The 18,116-nt window shown below is 71.9% G+C and carries 14 protein-coding genes; 11 read left to right on the top strand and 3 right to left on the bottom strand.

Features of this window, described 5'->3' with window-relative positions:
* The first annotated feature begins 124 nt into the window (after nt 1-124).
* From ACSURM_RS10825 to ACSURM_RS10810, 4 genes are read left to right on the top strand one after another with little or no spacing between them, the layout of a single operon-like run.
* Nucleotides 125-2,305, top strand: a complete 2,181-nt coding sequence (locus tag ACSURM_RS10825; protein WP_436954796.1) for a 1,4-beta-glucanase — start codon at nt 125-127, stop codon at nt 2,303-2,305.
* Nucleotides 2,302-4,272 (top strand): beta-galactosidase, encoded by a 1,971-nt coding sequence (locus ACSURM_RS10820; RefSeq protein ID WP_436954794.1) that lies wholly within the window; start codon nt 2,302-2,304, stop codon nt 4,270-4,272. Before ACSURM_RS10825 ends, ACSURM_RS10820 begins: the two co-directional genes overlap by 4 nt.
* A complete protein-coding gene (locus tag ACSURM_RS10815) occupies nt 4,269-6,461 on the top strand; it encodes a glycosyl hydrolase family 95 catalytic domain-containing protein (protein WP_436954792.1) in 2,193 nt (730 codons plus the stop codon). Before ACSURM_RS10820 ends, ACSURM_RS10815 begins: the two co-directional genes overlap by 4 nt.
* A gap of 35 nt (nt 6,462-6,496) precedes the next feature.
* Nucleotides 6,497-7,210, top strand: a complete 714-nt coding sequence (locus tag ACSURM_RS10810) for a glycoside hydrolase family 12 protein (protein WP_436954791.1) — start codon at nt 6,497-6,499, stop codon at nt 7,208-7,210.
* A gap of 24 nt (nt 7,211-7,234) precedes the next feature.
* Here the strand turns inward: ACSURM_RS10810 and ACSURM_RS10805 are convergent, their stop codons facing one another.
* Nucleotides 7,235-8,248, bottom strand: coding sequence for a LacI family DNA-binding transcriptional regulator (locus ACSURM_RS10805; RefSeq protein WP_436954790.1), 1,014 nt, complete (start codon nt 8,246-8,248; stop codon nt 7,235-7,237).
* 316 nt (nt 8,249-8,564) lie between these two features.
* Here ACSURM_RS10805 and ACSURM_RS10800 point away from each other — a divergent pair, with 316 nt between their 5' ends.
* Entirely contained in the window at nt 8,565-10,502 is a 1,938-nt protein-coding gene (locus ACSURM_RS10800) for an acyl-CoA dehydrogenase family protein (RefSeq protein WP_436954789.1), read from the top strand.
* Here the strand turns inward: ACSURM_RS10800 and ACSURM_RS10795 are convergent.
* The gene (locus ACSURM_RS10795; protein ID WP_436954788.1) at nt 10,499-10,957 is read right to left on the bottom strand and encodes a lamin tail domain-containing protein; all 459 of its coding nucleotides are present in this window, start codon (nt 10,955-10,957) and stop codon (nt 10,499-10,501) included. The two genes, ACSURM_RS10800 and ACSURM_RS10795, sit on opposite strands and share 4 nt — an antisense overlap.
* A gap of 155 nt (nt 10,958-11,112) precedes the next feature.
* Between ACSURM_RS10795 and dxr the strand changes: the two genes are divergently transcribed.
* From dxr to ispG, 3 genes are all read left to right on the top strand, one after another.
* Nucleotides 11,113-12,381, top strand: a complete 1,269-nt coding sequence (dxr, locus tag ACSURM_RS10790) for a 1-deoxy-D-xylulose-5-phosphate reductoisomerase (RefSeq protein ID WP_436954787.1) — start codon at nt 11,113-11,115, stop codon at nt 12,379-12,381.
* Entirely contained in the window at nt 12,378-13,682 is a 1,305-nt protein-coding gene (locus ACSURM_RS10785) for a M50 family metallopeptidase (protein WP_436954786.1), read from the top strand. The genes dxr and ACSURM_RS10785 overlap by 4 nt, the downstream gene beginning before the upstream one ends.
* A gap of 170 nt (nt 13,683-13,852) precedes the next feature.
* Nucleotides 13,853-15,010 (top strand): flavodoxin-dependent (E)-4-hydroxy-3-methylbut-2-enyl-diphosphate synthase, encoded by a 1,158-nt coding sequence (gene ispG / locus ACSURM_RS10780; RefSeq protein WP_167513042.1) that lies wholly within the window; start codon nt 13,853-13,855, stop codon nt 15,008-15,010.
* 24 nt (nt 15,011-15,034) lie between these two features.
* On the opposite strand, the gene ACSURM_RS10775 is transcribed toward ispG, so the two are convergent.
* Nucleotides 15,035-15,412, bottom strand: a complete 378-nt coding sequence (locus tag ACSURM_RS10775) for an ATP-binding protein (RefSeq protein ID WP_436954785.1) — start codon at nt 15,410-15,412, stop codon at nt 15,035-15,037.
* An 81-nt stretch (nt 15,413-15,493) separates the two neighbouring features.
* On the opposite strand from ACSURM_RS10775, the gene ACSURM_RS10770 reads away from it, so the two are divergent.
* The 3 genes from ACSURM_RS10770 to ACSURM_RS10760 are packed head-to-tail and all read left to right on the top strand — an operon-like array spanning nt 15,494 to nt 18,071.
* On the top strand, nt 15,494-16,084 hold the full coding sequence (locus ACSURM_RS10770; protein ID WP_436954784.1) for a hypothetical protein: 591 nt from the start codon (nt 15,494-15,496) through the stop codon (nt 16,082-16,084).
* A 2-nt stretch (nt 16,085-16,086) separates the two neighbouring features.
* Nucleotides 16,087-17,367, top strand: coding sequence for a peptidoglycan-binding protein (locus tag ACSURM_RS10765; protein ID WP_436954783.1), 1,281 nt, complete (start codon nt 16,087-16,089; stop codon nt 17,365-17,367).
* Nucleotides 17,364-18,071: an ABC transporter ATP-binding protein gene (locus ACSURM_RS10760; protein ID WP_436954782.1), complete on the top strand. Its 708-nt coding sequence runs from the start codon at nt 17,364-17,366 to the stop codon at nt 18,069-18,071. Before ACSURM_RS10765 ends, ACSURM_RS10760 begins: the two co-directional genes overlap by 4 nt.
* Nucleotides 18,072-18,116: the final 45 nt, after the last annotated feature.

The following is an 18,116-nucleotide window of genomic DNA, read 5'->3' as shown; positions in this document are numbered from 1 at the left end:
CGACCGCGGATCCGTCGTGGCTGATCGCGCGGTTCCCCGCGCCCCTTCGGGGCGCTGCCCCGCGCTCCGGCGCCCTGCGGGCCCCTGTCGGACCACCCACCCAGACTCCCCAGCCGAGGTACCCATGCCCACCCGCAGAACCGTCCTCGCCGGAACGGCGGCCGCCGCCGCACTGGCAGGCATGCCCACCCACGTACACGCGGCCGAAGCCGAACGGCAGCCGTACCGCTGGCGCACCGCCGTCATCGGCGGTACCGGATTCGTCACCGGTCTCCTCTTCCACCCCACCACCCCCGGCCTGGCCTACGCCCGCACCGACATCGGCGGGGCCTACCGCTGGGACCGGGACACCGACCGCTGGACCCCCCTGACCGACCACCTTGGCTGGGACGACTGGAACCTGCTCGGCGTGGAGGCCCTGGCGGTCGACCCGGCCCACCCCGACCGGCTGTACCTGGCGCTCGGCACGTACACCCAGCCCTGGGCCGGCGACGGAGCCCTCCTGCGCTCGGAGGACCGCGGCCGCACCTGGCACCGTACCGCCCTCCCCGTCCGGCTCGGCGCCAACGAGGACGGCCGCGGCACCGGCGAACGGCTCCTCGTCGACCCCCGCGACAGCGACACCCTGTGGCTGGGGACCCGCCACGACGGGCTGCTCAAGTCCACCGACCGGGGCGTCAGTTGGGTGAGACAGACCACGTTCCCGCCCACGCCGAGCGGCACCGGCCAAGGTGTCACCCTGCTCGTCGCCGCCGGCCGTGCCCTCTACGCCGGCTGGGGCGACGGCGACGGCACGAGCGCGCGCCCGAACCTGTACCGCACCACCGACGGCGCCACCTGGGAAGCCGTCCCGGGGCAGCCGGCCGGTGCCTCCGCCAGGGTTCCGGTACGCGCCGCCCACGACCCCCGCGCCCACGCGCTGTACGTCACGTACGCCGACGCGCCCGGCCCCAACGGGCAGAGCACCGGCAGCGTGCACAGGCTGGACACGGTCACCGGTGCCTGGAGTGATGTCACCCCGGTCGTCCCGGGCGGCGCCGACACCTTCGGCTACGGCGGGGTCGCCGTGGCCGCCGGCCGGCCGGGCACGGTCGTGGTGTCGACCAACAACCGCTGGTCGGCGGTCGACACGCTGTACCGCAGCACGGACGGCGGCCGCAGCTGGGTCTCCCTGAAGGACACGGCCGTACTCGACGTGTCCGAGACGCCGTACCTCAACTGGGGCGCGGGCTCACCGAAGTTCGGCTGGTGGATCCAGGCAGTGGCCGTGGATCCGTACGACAGCGCGCACATCCTCTACGGCACCGGCGCCACCGTCTACGGCACCCGCGACCTCGTCCACTGGGCGCCCCGGGTCCGCGGGCTGGAGGAGACCTCGGTCCGGCAACTGATCTCGCCGCCCACCGGCCGGGCCCACCTGATCAGCGGCAACGGCGACATCGGCGTGCTGTACCACGAGCGGCTGACCACCTCCCCGAAGCCCGGCATGGCCACGAACCCCGTCTTCGGCACGGCGACCGGTCTCGCGCTGGCCGTGGCGAAACCGTCGTACGTCGTGCGCACCGGCTGGGGCGACCACGGCAACGGCGCCTTCTCCACCGACGGCGGACGCACCTGGACGCCGTTCCCGGCCCAGCCCGCCCTCGCCGAAGATGCCCCCGGCCCCATCGCCGTCAGCGCCGACGGCAGCGTGCTGCTGTGGAGCTTCGTGCACGGGGACGGCACCAAGCATCCCGCCCACCGCTCGGCGGACGGTGGGCGCACCTGGGCCGAGGTGCCGTCCTTCCCCAAGGGCGCCACCCCGGTCGCCGACCCCGTCGACCCGGCCGTCTTCCACGCCTACGACACCGACACCGGGACCCTGTACGCCAGTACCGACCACGGGCGCACCTTCGTCGCCCGGTACGCACAACTGCCCTCCGGAGACAGCCAGTTCCAGCTCGCGGCGGCCCCGGGGCGGACGGGTGACCTGTGGGTGAGTGCCAAGGAACACGGGCTGTACCGGTCCACCGACGCGGGGGCGGGCTTCACCAGGGCCGACGGGATCCGGGCCTCGTACACCGTCGGGTTCGGCAAGGCCGCCCCCGGCGCGAGCTACCCGGCCGTCTACCACGTGGGCGCGCTCCCCGGCTCCGGCGTGGCCGTCCTGCGCTCCGACGACGGCGGCCGCACCTGGGTCCGCGTCAACGACGACGCCCACCAGTGGGGCTGGACCGGGCAGACCGTCACCGGCGACCCGCGCCGGTACGGCCGGGTCTACCTCGGCACCAACGGGCGGGGCATCCAGTACGGGGAGCCCGCATGAGGCCGGCCCTCGCCGACGTCACCCGGGGCCGCATCCTCTTCGGCGGCGACTACAACCCCGAGCAGTGGCCGGAGGAGACCTGGCAGGAGGACGTCCGGCTGATGCGGGAGGCCGGGGTCAACTCCGTCACGCTCGGCGTCTTCTCCTGGTCCCGGCTCGAACCGGAGCCGGGCGCGCGGGAGTTCGGCTGGCTGGACCGGCTGATGGACCTGCTGCACGAGCACGGCGTCGGGGTCGTCCTCGCCACGCCCACCTCCTCCCCGCCGCCCTGGATGGGCCGGCTGCACCCGGACACCCTGCCCCGGGACGCCGACGGCCGCATCGAGTGGTGGGGCGGGCGGCAGCACTTCTCGCACTCCAGCGCCACCTACCGCCGGTACGCCGCCGCCATCACCGAGGACCTGGCCGCCCGTTACGCCCGCCACCCGGCGCTGATCATGTGGCACATCAACAACGAGTACTGCACCTTCGACCACGGCGACGAGGCCGCCGCCGCCTTCCGCCGCTGGCTACGGGAGAAGTACGGCACCCTGGACGCCCTCAACTCCGCCTGGGGGACGGCCTTCTGGAGCCAGGGCTACGACACCTGGGACGGCATCCTGCCGCCGCGCCGCCCGCACTACCTGAAGAACCCCGCCCAGGTGCTGGACTTCCGGCGGTTCACCTCCGACATGCTCCTGGAGTGCTGCACCGCCGAACGGGACATCGTCCGCCGGCACACCCCGCACCTGCCGGTGACCACCAACTTCATGCCGCTGTGGACCGGGCAGGACGGCTGGCGCTGGGCCCGCGAGGAGGACGTCGTCTCCGTCGACCTGTATCCCGACCCGCGCGACCCGCTCGGCGCCCAGCGCGCCGCGCTGGTGCAGGACCTCACCCGGTCGCAGGCGCGCGGGCCGTGGATGCTGATGGAACAGGCGGCCGGGCCGGTCAACTGGCGCGGGGTGAACCACCCCAAGCCGCGCGGGCTGAACCGGCTGTGGTCCTTCCAGGCCGTCGCCCGCGGCGCCGACGCCGTCTGCTACTTCCAGTGGCGCCAGTCCCGGCAGGGCGCCGAGAAGTTCCACTCCGGGATGGTCAGCCACGCGGGGCCCGAAGGGCGTACGTTCCAGGAGGTCAAGCGGCTCGGCGCCGACCTCGCCCGGGTCGCGGACCAGGTCTCCGGCACCCGGATCACCGCCGACGTGGCGATCCTGCACGACTGGCACTCCTGGTGGGCCGCGGACCACGAGGGGCGCCTGTCGACTCTGGTCGACTACCCCGAGGTGCTCACCGCCTGGCACCGCGCCCTGTGGGAGGCCAACCTCACCGCCGACTTCGCCCACCCGGAGGACGACCTGTCCGGCTACCGGCTCGTCGTCGCCCCGCAGTCGTACCTCCTCACCGACTCCGCCCTCGCGAACCTCCTCGCGTACACCCGTGCGGGCGGCACCCTCGTCTGCGGCTTCCTCACCGGCGTCGTCGACGAGGACGACCGGGTCCGCCCCGGCGGCATGGACGCCCGGCTGCGCGAGCTGTTCGGCATCCGCACCCTGCACGAGTGGTGGCCGCTGGAGGCGGGGGAGACCGTCGCCTGCGAGGGATTCCGCGGCACGCTGTGGTCGGAGGAGATCGAGCCGGAACCCGGGGCCGCCGAGACCGTCCCCTACCGGGGCGGGGAACTGGACGGGCTGCCCGCCGTACTGCGCCGGGACCGCGCCTGGTACCTGTCCACGCTGCCCGAACCGGAGGCGCTGCGCTCCCTGCTGGCCCGCGTCGCCGCCGCGGCCGGGGTCCGGCCGGTGCTGGACGGACTGCCCGGGACGGTGGAGGCGGTGCGCCGGGGGGAGCTGCTGTTCCTGCTGAACCACGGGCGGGAGCCGGTCACCGTCCCGGTCCCGGGCACCCACCGCGACCTGCTCGGCGGTACGGACGTCACGGACACGGTCACCCTCGGCCGCCACGGCGTGGCGGTGCTGCGGTCATGAGCGCCACGCCGGTCCACGGCACCTGGGAACCGGCCCCGGCCGCGCGCTGGGAGGACGCCTTCCTGAGCGGCAACGGCCACCATGGCGCCCTTGTGTTCGGTGACCCGGACGACGAGCGGGTCATCGTCACCCAGCACACCCTCGTCCGGCCCAACGGCGGCGAACACGCCCGGCCGCCCCGGCTGGCCGCCGCCCTGCCCCGGCTCCAGGACCGGCTGCTCGCCGGCGACCTCACCGCCGCCGAACGCTTCACCGACGGCCGTCCGCTCCAGTGGGTGCAGCCCTTCCACCCCGCCTTCCAGGTCCGGGTGCGCCGTCCGGCGGGCGGCGGGCGGGAGGTGCGCCGGGCCGTCGACTTCACCAGCGGCGAGGTCACCGCGACCGGCCGCGGCGCCGTCGGCCGGGTCTTCGTCTCCCGCGCGGACGACGTGATCGTGCACGAGGTCACCGCCGGCGACCTGGCCGTCACCCTGGACCACCGGCTGCCGGGCGCCCCGGCCGGGCTGCGGGTCGGGCACGGCGCGCTGCTCACCGCCGAGGGCGCCCTGCTGAGCCTGCGCGTGCGGTACCCGGACAGCGACCGCGCCTACACCGGCGTCACCCTCGTCGCCGTCACCGGCGGCCGGACGGAACTCACCCCGCCGGGCGTCCGCGTCACCGGCTGCCGTTCCGCGCTGCTGCTCACCCGGGTGCTCCGGCACACCGGCGAGGCGGACGTCATCGCCGAGTCCCGGCGCCTCCAGGACCTGCTCGACGGCACCGAACGCCCCTACGACGGCCTGCTCGCCCGCCATCTCGTCCACCACCGCCCCGCCTATCTGCGGGCCGCCCTCGACCTCGGCGCCGATCCCGCCGAGCGCGCCCTGCCCGGCTCCGCACTGCTCGAGCGCCCGCACAGCCCGGCCCTGCTGGAGCGGCTGTTCGCGGCCGGCCGCTACCACCTGCTCTCCAGCAGCGGCCACCACCCGCCCCGGCTCACCGGACTGTGGACCGGCGACTGGGACACCGCCTGGTCCGGGGCATTCACCACCAACGCCAATCTCAACCTCCAGACCGCCGCCGCGCCCGCCGCCGCACTCCCCGAGGTCACCGAGGCGCTGGCCGCCTTCGTCGCCCGGCAGCTGCCGCACTGGCGGGCCAACGCCCGCGCGATCTTCGGCACCCGGGGAGCGGTCGCGCCCTCGCACAGCGACGGCGAGTCCGGGCTGACGTACCACTTCAGCCGCGAGTACCCGCTGCACCTGTGGACCGCGGGCGCCGACTGGCTGCTCAAACCGCTGGTCGACCACGACGAGATCCGCGGCGAGCACGATCCGCGCACCGCCGCCGCCCTCGCCGAGGCCGCCCTCTTCTACGAGGACTTCCTCACCCGCACCGACGGCGACGGCCGCCTCGTCGTCGTGCCCTCCTACTCCCCGGAGAACCGGCCCGCGAACGGAAGCTGGGGAGCGCTCAACGCGGCCATGGACCTCTCCGCCGCCCGGCACACCCTGCTCACCGCCGCCCGCTACCACCCCGAACAGGCCGCTAAATGGCGGGCGTTGGCCGAGCGGCTGCCCCCGCACCGGATCAACTCCGACGGTGCCCTGGCCGAATGGGCCTGGCCCGGCCTCCACGACACCTACGACCACCGCCACCTCAGCCACCTCTACGGCGTCTGGCCCCTGGAGGAGATCACCCCGTACGACACCCCGCGCCTGGCCGCCGCCGCCCACCGGGCGCTCCGGCTGCGCGGCGCCGAGAACGACTCCGCCCACGGCCATCTGCACCACGCCCTGATCGCCGCCCGGCTTGGCGACGGGGACCGGGCCGGCCGTGCCCTGCGCCGGGTCCTCGACGGCGACTTCTTCCACGCCTCCCTGATGAGCGCCCACTACCCCCGCCGCGCCGTCTACAACGCGGACGCCGCGCACACCCTCCCCGGAGTGCTCATCGAGACGCTCCTGCAGTCCACCCCGGACCGCCTGATCCTGCTCCCCGCCGTCCCGGACACCTGCCCGCGCGGCGAACTGCGCGGCATCCGCACCCGGTTCGGCGCGGAGGTCGACCTCGCCTGGGGCCCCGACGGCGCCCGGGCGGTCGTACGGCCCGGCCGCACCGGCCGCGTCGAACTGCGGACTTCCTCCGGCACCGAACCCCTCGAACTGGTCGCCGGGGAAGACCGCGTCCTCACCCTGAGGGCGCGGTGAACACTCCCCACACCCCCACCCATGGAAGGGACGCCATGGCAACGAGCACCATCAGCAGGGTCGCCAAGGCCCTGATCGCCCCCGCACTCGCCCTCGGCGCCACCGTCGGCCTCGCCTCGGCACCGGCCTCCGCCGCCGTCTGGAACACCTGCGACCAGTGGGGCAACACCACCCTGAACGGCTACACCCTCTACAACAACATCTGGGGCTCAGGCGCCGGCAGCCAGTGCGTCTGGGCCAACTCCGGCACCAACTGGGGCGTGCACGCCGACCACCCCAACACCGGCGGCATCAAGTCCTACCCCAACGCCAAGAAGGTGATCAACAAGCCGATCACCTCCCTGACCTCGCTCACCAGCACCTACAACGTCACCGTTCCGGCGTCCGGCGCGTACAACACGTCGTACGACATCTGGGACACGGACTACGACTACGAGATCATGCTCTGGGTCAACAAGACCGGACCCGTCGGCCCCCTGGGCACCGCGCAGGGCAACGTGACGCTGGGCGGGCACTCCTGGGCCGTCTACAAGGGCAACAACGGCGCCAACGAGGTCTTCTCCTTCATCCGCACCTCCAACTCCGCCTCCGGCACGGTGAACATCCTGCCGATCCTGAAGTGGATCAAGGACACGAAGGGCTGGTTCGGCAACGAGACCATCGGTGACGTCCAGTTCGGCTACGAGATCACGTCCTCGTCCGGCGGTCTGGACTTCACGACCAACAACCTGACCGTCAGCGGCGGTTGACCCACCGGGACCGGCCCCGCGCCGTCAGGACGCGGCCGGCGCCGGTCCCGAACTCGCCCGCCGGGTCAGCTCGGGCGCGAGCAGGACCACCTCGTCGCCGCCGCGCCCGTCCAGCTTGGCCACCAGGCGCTCCACGGCCCGCCGGCCCATCTCCTGGGCCGGGATGGCCACCGAGGTCAGCCGCACCGACGCCTGCACGGCGACCTGGTCCGGGCAGATCGCGACCACGGACACGTCCTCGGGCACCGCCCGGCCCTGCTGGCGCAGCAGCGCGAGCAGCGGCTCCACCGCCGACTCGTTCTGCACCACGAACCCGCTCGTCGCCGGGCGCTCGTCGAAGACCCGGGCCAGGGTGAGGGCCATCGCGTCGTAGCCGCCCTCGCACGGCCGGTGCAGCAGCCGCACGCCCGTCTGACGGGCCGCGGAGCGCAGCCCGTCCAGGGTGCGCTCGGCGAAGCCGGTGTGCCGTTCGTAGACCGCCGGGGCCTCGCCGATGACGGCGATGTCGCGGTGCCCGAGCCCGGCCAGGTGCTCCACGCACAGCGCGCCGGTCGCGCTCCAGTCCAGGTCCACGCAGGTCAGACCGCCGGTGTCGGCGGGCAGCCCGATCAGTACGGAGGGCTGGTCGGTGCCCCGCAGCAGCGGCAGCCGCTCGTCCTCCAGCTCGACGTCCATCAGGATCATCGCGTCGGCCAGCCCGCTGCCGGTGACCCGGCGCACCGCGTCGGGGCCCTCCTCGCCGGTGAGCAGCAGGACGTCGTAGCCGTGCGTGCGGGCGGTGGTGGCCACGGCGATGGCGATCTCCATCATCACCGGCACGTACAGGTCGGTGCGCAGCGGGATCATCAGCGCGATGATGTTCGACCGCTTGCCGGCCAGGGCGCGGGCGCCCGCGTTCGGGTGGTAGCCGAGTTCCCGGATGCTCCGCTCGACCCGCTGCCGGGTGGTGGCGGAGATGGACCGCTTGCCGCTGAGGACATAGCTCACCGTGCTCGCCGAGACTCCGGCGTGCTGGGCGACCTCGGCGAGGGTGACCATCCGGCTCTCCAAGCTTTGTGAAGCGCTTCGACACCGCGCTTTACCAACAGGGTGGGTGAGGGTGGGAATGACCCTAACGCCAAGGGAGTCGGGCTGTCCATAGCTGTCGAAGCGCTTCGACAACGCTGCTCAACCCCTGTTCCCGGCCTCGTCCCGGCAACCTCCGTGCCGGGCCCCGGCCACCGAAGGTCCACGCTAGACCCGGCCGGCTCCGTCCGAGTGGTGGGCCCCGCCCGTTTCAGGTACCAACGATCCAGTAGCACCGGTCGGTGCCGATCGGTCCCGGTCGTCCTTCTCCGCGGCGAGGTGAGCCTCGATGTCCGCCACCACCACCCCACGCACCACCGTCACCGAGCGCGAGGCCCGCCGGGTGGCGGAGGCCGCACGGCAGCGGGACTGGCGGGGGCCCAGCTTCGCCAAGGAGCTGTTCCTCGGGCGCTTCCGGCTCGACCTCATCCACCCGCACCCGCTGCCCGACGAGGAGTCCGTCCGGCGCGGCGAGGAGTTCCTGGCGAGGCTGCGCGCCTTCTGCGAGACGGAGATCGACCCGGCCCGCATCGAGCGCGAGGCCCGCATCCCCGACGAGGTGGTGGCGGGCCTGAAGGAACTGGGCGCCCTCGGCATGAAGATCGACCCCCGGTACGGCGGCCTCGGCCTCACCCAGCTCTACTACAACAAGGCCCTCGCCCTGGTCGGCTCCGTCAGCCCCGCCGTCGGCGCGCTGCTCTCCGCCCACCAGTCGATCGGCGTGCCGCAGCCGCTGAAGCTGTTCGGCACCCAGGAGCAGAAGGACGCCTTCCTGCCCCGCTGCGCCCGCACCGACATCTCGGCGTTCCTGCTCACCGAGCCGGACGTGGGCTCCGACCCGGCCCGGCTGGCCACCACGGCCGTACCCGAGGGCGACGAGTACGTCCTGGACGGGGTGAAGCTGTGGACCACCAACGGGGTGGTCGCCGATCTGCTCGTCGTCATGGCGCGGGTGCCGGAGTCCGAGGGGCACCCGGGCGGCATCACCGCGTTCGTGGTGGAGGCCGCCTCCGCGGGCATCACCGTGGAGAACCGCAACGCCTTCATGGGCCTGCGCGGCATCGAGAACGGCGTCACCCGCTTCCACCGGGTCAGGGTCCCGGCGGCACACCGGATCGGCCCCGAGGGCGCCGGTCTGAAGATCGCGCTGACCACGCTGAACACCGGCCGGCTGTCGCTGCCCGCGATGTGCGCGGGCGCCGGCAAGTGGTGTCTGAAGATCGCCCGCGAGTGGGCGGCGGAGCGCGAGCAGTGGGGCAAGCCGGTCGCGCTGCACGAGGCCGTCGGCTCGAAGATCGCGTTCATCGCGGCGACGACCTTCGCCCTGGAGGCGGTGCTCGACCTGTCCTCGCAGATGGCCGACGAGGACCGCCACGACATCCGCATCGAGGCCGCCCTCGCCAAGCTCTACGGCTCGGAGATGGCCTGGAGGATGGCCGACGAACTGGTCCAGATCCGCGGCGGACGCGGCTACGAGACGGCCGATTCCCTCCGGGCGCGCGGCGAACGCCCGGTCCCGGCCGAGCAGATCCTGCGCGACCTGCGCATCAACCGCATCTTCGAGGGCTCGACGGAGATCATGCACCTGCTGATCGCCCGGGAGGCGGTGGACACCCACCTCTCGGTCGCCGGCGACCTCATCGACCCCGACAAGTCCCTGGCCGACAAGGCGAGGGCGGGCGCGAACGCGGGAGTCTTCTACGCCAAGTGGCTCCCGAAACTCCTCGCGGGGCCCGGTCAACTCCCCACGTCGTACGCCGAGTTCCGGCACGACATCGACCTCTCCGGGCACCTGCGCCACATCGAGCGCACCGCCCGCAGGCTCGCCCGCTCCACCTTCTACGGCATGTCCCGCTGGCAGGGCCGGATGGAGTCCAGGCAGGGCTTCCTCGGCCGGGTGGTGGACATCGGCGCCGAACTGTTCGCGATGAGCGCGGCCTGCGTACGCGCCGAGCGGCTGCGCGCCGAGGGCAGGCACGGCCGCGAGGCATACCAGCTCGCCGACGCCTTCTGCCACCAGGCCCGCGTCCGAGTGGACGAACTGTTCACCCGCCTGTGGACCAACACCGACGACCTGGACCGGACGCTGGTCAAGGCGGTCCTGGCCGGCTCCCACACCTGGCTGGAGGAGGGCGTCCTCGACCCGTCGGGACCGGGCCCGTGGATCGCCGACGCGACCCCCGGACCCTCGGCGCGCGAGAACGCCCGCCGCCCCTACGGGAGTTAGCAGTACTTGTCGCTCGGGTCCCGAGTCGTCCAGGAGCAGGAGGCGACCTTGCCGCCGTTGGCCTTGGTCAGGGTGGCCGTGTCCTTGTCGTTGTTCCAGACGTAGGCGCGGCGGCCCTGGTACCGGTCGGCCGCGGTGTTCGTGCCGCTGCCGGTGTGGATCTTGAGGTACTTCCCGGCGCCGATCTTGATGTTCGGGAAGACGTACTTGTGGTTGGAGGCGTCCTTCAGCACCCAGCCCTTGAGCGAGACGGCCTGGCCGCTGGTGTTCTTCAGCTGGACCCACTCGCCGTTCAGGCTCTTGTTGGAGCGGTTGTCCGAGCCGGGGCTGTCGAACCACACGCGGTGGATCTTCACACCGCCGGCGGCCTGGGCCGGGGTGCTGAGCAGGGTGCCGGTGAGCAGGGCCGCGCCCGCGAGCGCGGGCAGGGCGGCGCGGAGGCGCACAGAGCGCATGGAGATATCCCCCCAGGATGTCGTCCGTGAATCATGCGGAACGAAGTGTTTATCACAAGATCTTCATGCTGGTTTCACAGGAGGAATTCCGGCCACCGCACCCACCCGGGGGACGCACTGTCCGGCCCGCCGCCGCTTGCCGCAACAATGGGAGGATGACCGACAGTCCCGCCCATCCGGCACCCCTCGCCGATCCGCACCTCGTCTACGACCCCGTCGCCGCCGACGGACCCAAGGACGTGGTGATCCTCGGCTCCACCGGATCCATCGGCACCCAGGCCATCGACCTCGTGCTGCGCAACCCCGACCGCTTCCGGGTCACCGCCCTGTCCGCGAACGGCGGCCGGGTGGCCCTCCTCGCCGAGCAGGCCCACCGGCTGCGGGTGCGGACCGTGGCGGTCGCCCGCGAGGACGTCGTACCCGCGCTGCGCGAGGCGCTCGCCGCCGCGTACGGCACCGAGCCGCTGCCCGAGATCCTCGCCGGGCCCGACGCGGCCACCCAGGTCGCCGCCTCCGAGTGCCACACCGTCCTGAACGGCATCACCGGCTCCATCGGCCTCGCCCCGACCCTGGCCGCCCTGGAGGCGGGCCGCACCCTCGCGCTCGCCAACAAGGAGTCGCTGATCGTCGGCGGCCCGCTGGTCACCGCGCTCGCCAAGCCCGGCCAGATCATCCCGGTGGACTCCGAGCACGCGGCCCTCTTCCAGGCCCTCGCCGCCGGCACCCGCGCCGATGTGCGCAAGCTCGTCGTCACCGCCTCCGGCGGCCCCTTCCGCGGCCGGACCAAGGCCGAGCTGGCCGGCGTCACCGTCCAGGACGCCCTCGCCCACCCCACCTGGGCGATGGGCCCGGTGATCACGGTGAACTCCGCGACGCTGGTCAACAAGGGGCTGGAGGTCATCGAGGCACACCTGCTGTACGACATCCCCTTCGACCGCATCGAGGTCGTCGTGCACCCCCAGTCGTACGTCCACTCGATGGTCGAGTTCACCGACGGCTCCACGATCGCCCAGGCGACGCCCCCCGACATGCGCGGACCCATCGCCATCGGCCTCGGCTGGCCCGAACGCGTCCCCGACGCCGCTCCCGCCTTCGACTGGAGCAGGGCCTCCACCTGGGAATTCTTCCCACTGGACAACGAGGCCTTCCCCTCCGTGAACCTCGCCCGGCACGTGGGCCGGCTCGCGGGCACGGCCCCGGCGGTGTTCAATGCGGCCAACGAGGAGTGCGTCGCGGCCTTCCTGGACGGCGCGCTGCCCTTCAACGGGATCATGGAGACCGTCACCCGGGTGGTCGAGGAACACGGCACGCCGGTCACGGGAACTTCGCTCACCGTGTCGGACGTCCTCGAAGCGGAGACCTGGGCCCGGGCCCGGGCCCGCGAACTCACAGCCACGACGGCGACCGCGGAGGCGCGTGCATGACGACCTTGATGTTCATCCTCGGCATAGTGGTCTTCGTGATCGGCCTGCTCGTCTCCATCGCCTGGCACGAGCTGGGACACCTGTCCACGGCCAAGCTCTTCGGCATCCGCGTGCCCCAGTACATGGTCGGCTTCGGCCCCACCATCTGGTCACGCAAGAAGGGCGAGACCGAGTACGGCATCAAGGCCATCCCGGCCGGCGGCTACATCCGCATGATCGGCATGTTCCCGCCCGACGACCAGGGCCGCGTCGCCGCCCGCTCCACCTCCCCGTGGCGCGGCATGATCGAGGACGCCCGCTCGGCGGCCTACGAGGAACTCCGGCCCGGCGACGAGACGCGCATGTTCTACACGCGCAAACCGTGGAAACGGGTCATCGTCATGTTCGCCGGGCCCTTCATGAACCTGGTCCTCGCGATCGGCCTGTTCTTCTCCGTGCTGATGGGCCTGGGCGTCCAGCAGCAGACCACCACCGTCGCCTCCGTCTCGCCCTGCGTCATCGCCCAGAGCGAGAACCGCGACACCTGCGCGAAGTCCGACAAGCCCTCCCCGGCCCAGGCCGCCGGCCTGCACGCGCGCGACAAGATCGTCTCCTTCGACGGCAGGCCCACCAAGAACTGGGACACCCTCTCGGACCTCATCCGGGACAGCGCGGGCAAGAACGTGCCGATCGTCGTGGAGCGCGACGGCAAGCGGCTCACCCTGCACGCCGAGATCGCCACCAACCTGGTCGCCAAGAAGGACTCCAACGGTGGCTACGTCCAGGGCGAGTACGTCAAGGCCGGCTTCCTCGGCTTCGGCGCCGCCACCGGCGTGGTCAGGATGGACTTCGACGACTCCGTGTCCTGGATGACCGACCGGGTCGGCGACGCCGTCGACTCCCTCGCCGCGCTGCCCGGCAAGATCCCCGCCCTGTGGGACGCCGCCTTCGGCGACGGCCCGCGCGAACCGGACTCCCCGGTCGGCATCGTCGGCGCCGCCCGCATCACCGGCGACATCGCCACCCTGGACATCCCCGCCTCCCAGCAACTGGCGATGTTCGTGATGATGCTCGGGATGTTCAACCTCTCCCTGTTCCTGTTCAACATGCTCCCGCTGCTCCCGCTGGACGGCGGGCACATCGCGGGCGCCCTGTGGGAGGCCCTGCGGCGCAACCTGGCCAGGGTGCTGCGCCGCCCCGACCCGGGCCCGTTCGACGTCGCCAGGCTCATGCCGGTGGCGTACGTGGTGGCCGGGATCTTCGTCTGCTTCACCGTCCTGGTGCTCATCGCGGACGTCGTCAATCCGGTGAAGATCTCCTAGCCACCCGGTGTTCACGCGGCCCGGAACCCCCGGGGTTACGGGCCGCGCGGGCGCGCGCCGGTTTTACGGGTGTGATGTGTGGCGCGCGCCCCGGTGCCGTAATCTCGGACCCTGGAGCCCGCCGTTCACGGGACCCGGATCCTGAACCACGACTTGGGGTTGCACAGCAGATGACTGCGATTTCTCTCGGCATGCCGTCCGTTCCGACCAGGCTCGCCGAGCGCCGGAAGAGCCGGCAGATCCAGGTCGGAAGCGTGGCGGTCGGCGGGGACGCGCCGGTCTCGGTCCAGTCGATGACCACGACCCGTACGTCCGACATCGGCGCCACCCTCCAGCAGATCGCCGAGCTGACCGCCTCCGGCTGCCAGATCGTGCGTGTGGCGTGCCCCACGCAGGACGACGCGGACGCCCTGGCGACCATCGCGAAGAAGTCGCAGATCCCGGTCATCGCCGACATCCACTTCCAGCCCAAGTACGTCTTCGCCGCCATCGAGGCCGGCTGCGCCGCGGTCCGCGTCAACCCCGGCAACATCAAGCAGTTCGACGACAAGGTCAAGGAGATCGCCAAGGCCGCCAAGGACCACGGCACCCCGATCCGGATCGGCGTCAACGCCGGCTCCCTGGACCGGCGCCTGCTCCAGAAGTACGGCAAGGCGACCCCCGAGGCGCTGGTGGAGTCCGCCCTGTGGGAGGCGTCCCTCTTCGAGGAGCACGACTTCCGGGACATCAAGATCTCCGTCAAGCACAACGACCCGGTCGTCATGATCGAGGCCTACCGCCAGCTCGCCGAGCAGTGCGACTACCCGCTGCACCTCGGTGTGACCGAGGCCGGCCCCGCGTTCCAGGGCACGATCAAGTCGGCGGTCGCCTTCGGCGCGCTGCTGAGCCAGGGCATCGGCGACACCATCCGCGTGTCCCTCTCGGCCCCGCCCGTGGAGGAGATCAAGGTCGGCATCCAGATCCTGGAGTCCCTGAACCTGCGCCAGCGCGGCCTGGAGATCGTCTCCTGCCCGTCCTGCGGCCGGGCCCAGGTCGACGTCTACAAGCTCGCCGAAGAGGTCACGGCCGGTCTGACCGGCATGGAGGTCCCGCTGCGGGTCGCGGTGATGGGCTGCGTGGTGAACGGCCCCGGCGAGGCCCGCGAGGCCGACCTCGGCGTGGCCTCCGGCAACGGCAAGGGCCAGATCTTCGTCAAGGGCGAGGTCATCAAGACCGTCCCCGAGTCCAAGATCGTGGAAACCCTCATCGAGGAGGCCATGAAGCTGGCCGAGCAGATGGAGAAGGACGGCGTGACCTCCGGCGAGCCGTCGGTATCGGTAGCGGGCTGACCGCTCCCGCCTCTGTGAGTCCCGTCACCGCTGGGTGGCGGGACTCAGCCATACTTCGGCCCAGACGGTCTTGCCCGGCTGCCTCGGCGCGACGCCCCACTTGTCGGCGAGCGCCTCGACCAGCACCAGCCCGCGCCCGGACTCGCCGGAAGGCTCCCGCACCTCGGGCAGCCGCTCGGTACGCGTGTCCGACACCTCCAGCCGCAGCGAGTCGTCGGAGGCGGTGAGCCGGATACGGAAGTCCCGCCGGGGTACGTGCCCGTGCCGGACGGCGTTGGACGCCAGCTCGGCGGCGATCAGCGTGAGGGTTTCGTTGGCGGGGCCGTCGTTTGAAACGACAGCGGATCGCCCCGCCGAGTCAAAGCGCTGAGGGGCCTCATGATCGGGTGACAGGTTCTTCAAAAGTTCTTCATGGTTTCCGGCCTACCGTCACCCTGTCTGCCGCATCCGCGGTCGGGCGGGACAGGAGGAATGGGAGAGTCAATGAGGACGAACCGGCTATTACTGGCCGCGGCGGCATCGGTCATGGCCTTCGCGCTGACCGGCTGTGGCAGTGATGACGGCGGTGCGAAGGTCCCTTCGGCGGGCGGTGCCGGCACGTCCGCCTCGGAGAGGGCAAACGGGGGTGGTGCAGAGGATGAACTGGCCGTCTACGTGAAGGGCCAGCGCGAGTGGGTGAAGTGCATGCGAGACAACGGCATCGACGTCCCCGACCCGGACGAGTCCGGGCAGGTCGACCTCTCCGGGCAGGGTCTCGCCCTCAAGAAGAATCCCAAGTTCATCGATGCTTCTGAGAAGTGCTCCGCGAAGAAGCCCGCCGTCCCCGAGAGCGTTGAGGCGGCCAACCGGCCCAAGCTCACCCCTGAGCAGATCAAGACCAAGCGCGAATACGCCGAGTGCATGCAGAAGAACGGCGCCCAGGACTTCCCCGACCCGGGCCCCGACGGCTACGGCGGCGACAACAACTCCGGTGAGCCGGAGTGGGATCAGAGCTCGGCCGGTGCGCAGCGGGCGACGCGCGTCTGCGCCCCCATCATCGGCAATCCGACCAACCCGCCGGCGGGCAAGGGCTGAGGATGACCGAGACGGTGACGCACATCGATGACGAGCCCCGAAAGGCGCCCACGCCGCCGCGCGGCAGGCGGGGTCGGCGTACGGCGCTGATCGCCTGCGCCGTTGTCGTGGTGGCGGCGGTCGCCGTGGTCGGCGCGCTCGGACTTGGCGGCGGGGATGACGGAGACCCGAGCGCCCCGCCCCGATCCGGCTCCGTCGTTTCGGTGACCCGGGCGACGCTGACCGAACGCACTTCGCTGGAGGGTCAGTTGGGGTACGGCACGGAGCTTCCGTTGCCTGTGAAGGCGCAGGGGACCGTCACCTGGCTGCCCAAGACGGGCGCCACGGTCGAGCGCGGCGACGAGTTGCTCCGGGTCGACGACCGGCCGGTGATCCTGATGTACGGGAGCCTGCCGATGTACCGGTCCCTGGGGCTGGCGACCCAGGAGAACGAGCAGGGGTCCGACGATCAGAACCCGGACGAGCAGCAGCAGAATGACGGAGGAGGGGCCGGCAAGTCCCCGAACCCCTCCGGGGCGCAGGCGCCGGGGGGCACCGGCACCGATAGGGGCCACGGCTCTTCCCGGGCGCCGCGCGAACTGAAGGGCATGGATGTCATGCAGTTCGAGGCAAACCTCGCCGCCCTGGGCTACACCGGCTTCACTGTGGACGAGAAGTTCACGGACCTCACAGCCGCCGCCGTCAAGCGTTGGCAGAAATCGCTCGGAGTGGCCGAGACCGGCACGGTCGACGTGGGCGACGTCATCTACTCCGCGAGCAAGGTACGGATCGGTCAGCCCGGCACTCGGCTCGGTTCCGCCGTCGGGGAGAACACCCTCACCTACACAGGAACAACTCGTAAGGTGACCGTCAACGCCTCCGCGACAGAAGCTGCTTGGGCCGTCCGTGGCGCACGCGTCACGGTCCGACTACCCAACGGCGACTCCGCGCAGGGCGAGGTGGCGACGATCGGCAAGCAGGCGACCGCACCCGAGGGTGGCGGAGGCGAGGGCGGCGGGACGGCCCAGCCCGCCACGATCCCCGTGACCATCACCATCGAGGACCAGAGGGCCGTCGGTCGGTTGGAGAGCGGACCCGTCACGGTCGAGTACGTGGGCAAGGAGGCCAGGGACGTGCTGACCGTTCCCGTCTCCGCGCTCGTCGCCCTCGCCGAGGGCGGACACGGCCTGGAGACCGCGGACGGACGATTCGTTGCCGTGAAGACCGGGATGTTCGCAGACGGTAACGTCGAGGTCAGTGGCGCCGCCGTCCGCGAGGGCATGAAAGTGAGGATCCCCGAGTGAGCGGCGCGACGACGGTTGTGGAGTTCGACGCGGTCTCCAAGACCTACCCGGGCGGCGTGGCCGCCGTACGGGACGTGAGCCTGCGCATCGGGCGGGGCGAACTGGTCGCGATCGTCGGCCCCTCAGGCTCAGGTAAGTCGAGCATGCTCAACCTCATGGGCAGCCTCGACCGACCGTCCGCAGGCCGGGTCCTCGTCGACGGCCACGACATCGCGAGCCTGTCGGACCGGGAGGTCTCCGCCCTGCGGGCCACCCGGATCGGCTTTGTCTTCCAGCAGTTCCACCTGGCCGTGGGCGTCCCCGTACTGGACTCGGTCGCGGACGGCCTGCTCTACGCGGGCATGCCCTTGCGCCGACGCCGAGCCAAGGCGTCGGCCGCCCTGGAACGGGTCGGGCTCAGCCATCGCGTCCACCACCTCCCGCATCAGCTCTCCGGCGGCGAGCGCCAGCGCGTCGCCGTGGCCCGCGCCGTGGTCGGCGGACCGTCGGTGCTGCTGGCGGACGAGCCGACCGGCAACCTCGACTCGGCGTCGGGCGCTGCGGTGCTGTCCCTGCTGCGCGAGCTGAACGCCGCGGGCACGACCGTCGTCGTCATCACCCACGACCGTGAGATCGCCGCCGAGCTGCCACGCCGCATCGAAATGCGTGACGGCCGCCTGGTCGCCGACATCGAGCAGAGCACGACGATCGGGGCGCCCCGGTGACGGACCACACGACCGACTCCTCCCGGCAGGATGGCCGGGAGGCGG

Origin of the sequence: Streptomyces sp. SudanB182_2057 (assembly GCF_964272715.1) — a bacterium.
Classification (GTDB): Bacteria; Actinomycetota; Actinomycetes; order Streptomycetales; family Streptomycetaceae; genus Streptomyces; species Streptomyces rubradiris.
Note: the sequence above shows the minus strand (reverse complement) of the source record. Positions and strands in the feature narration are given on the sequence as shown.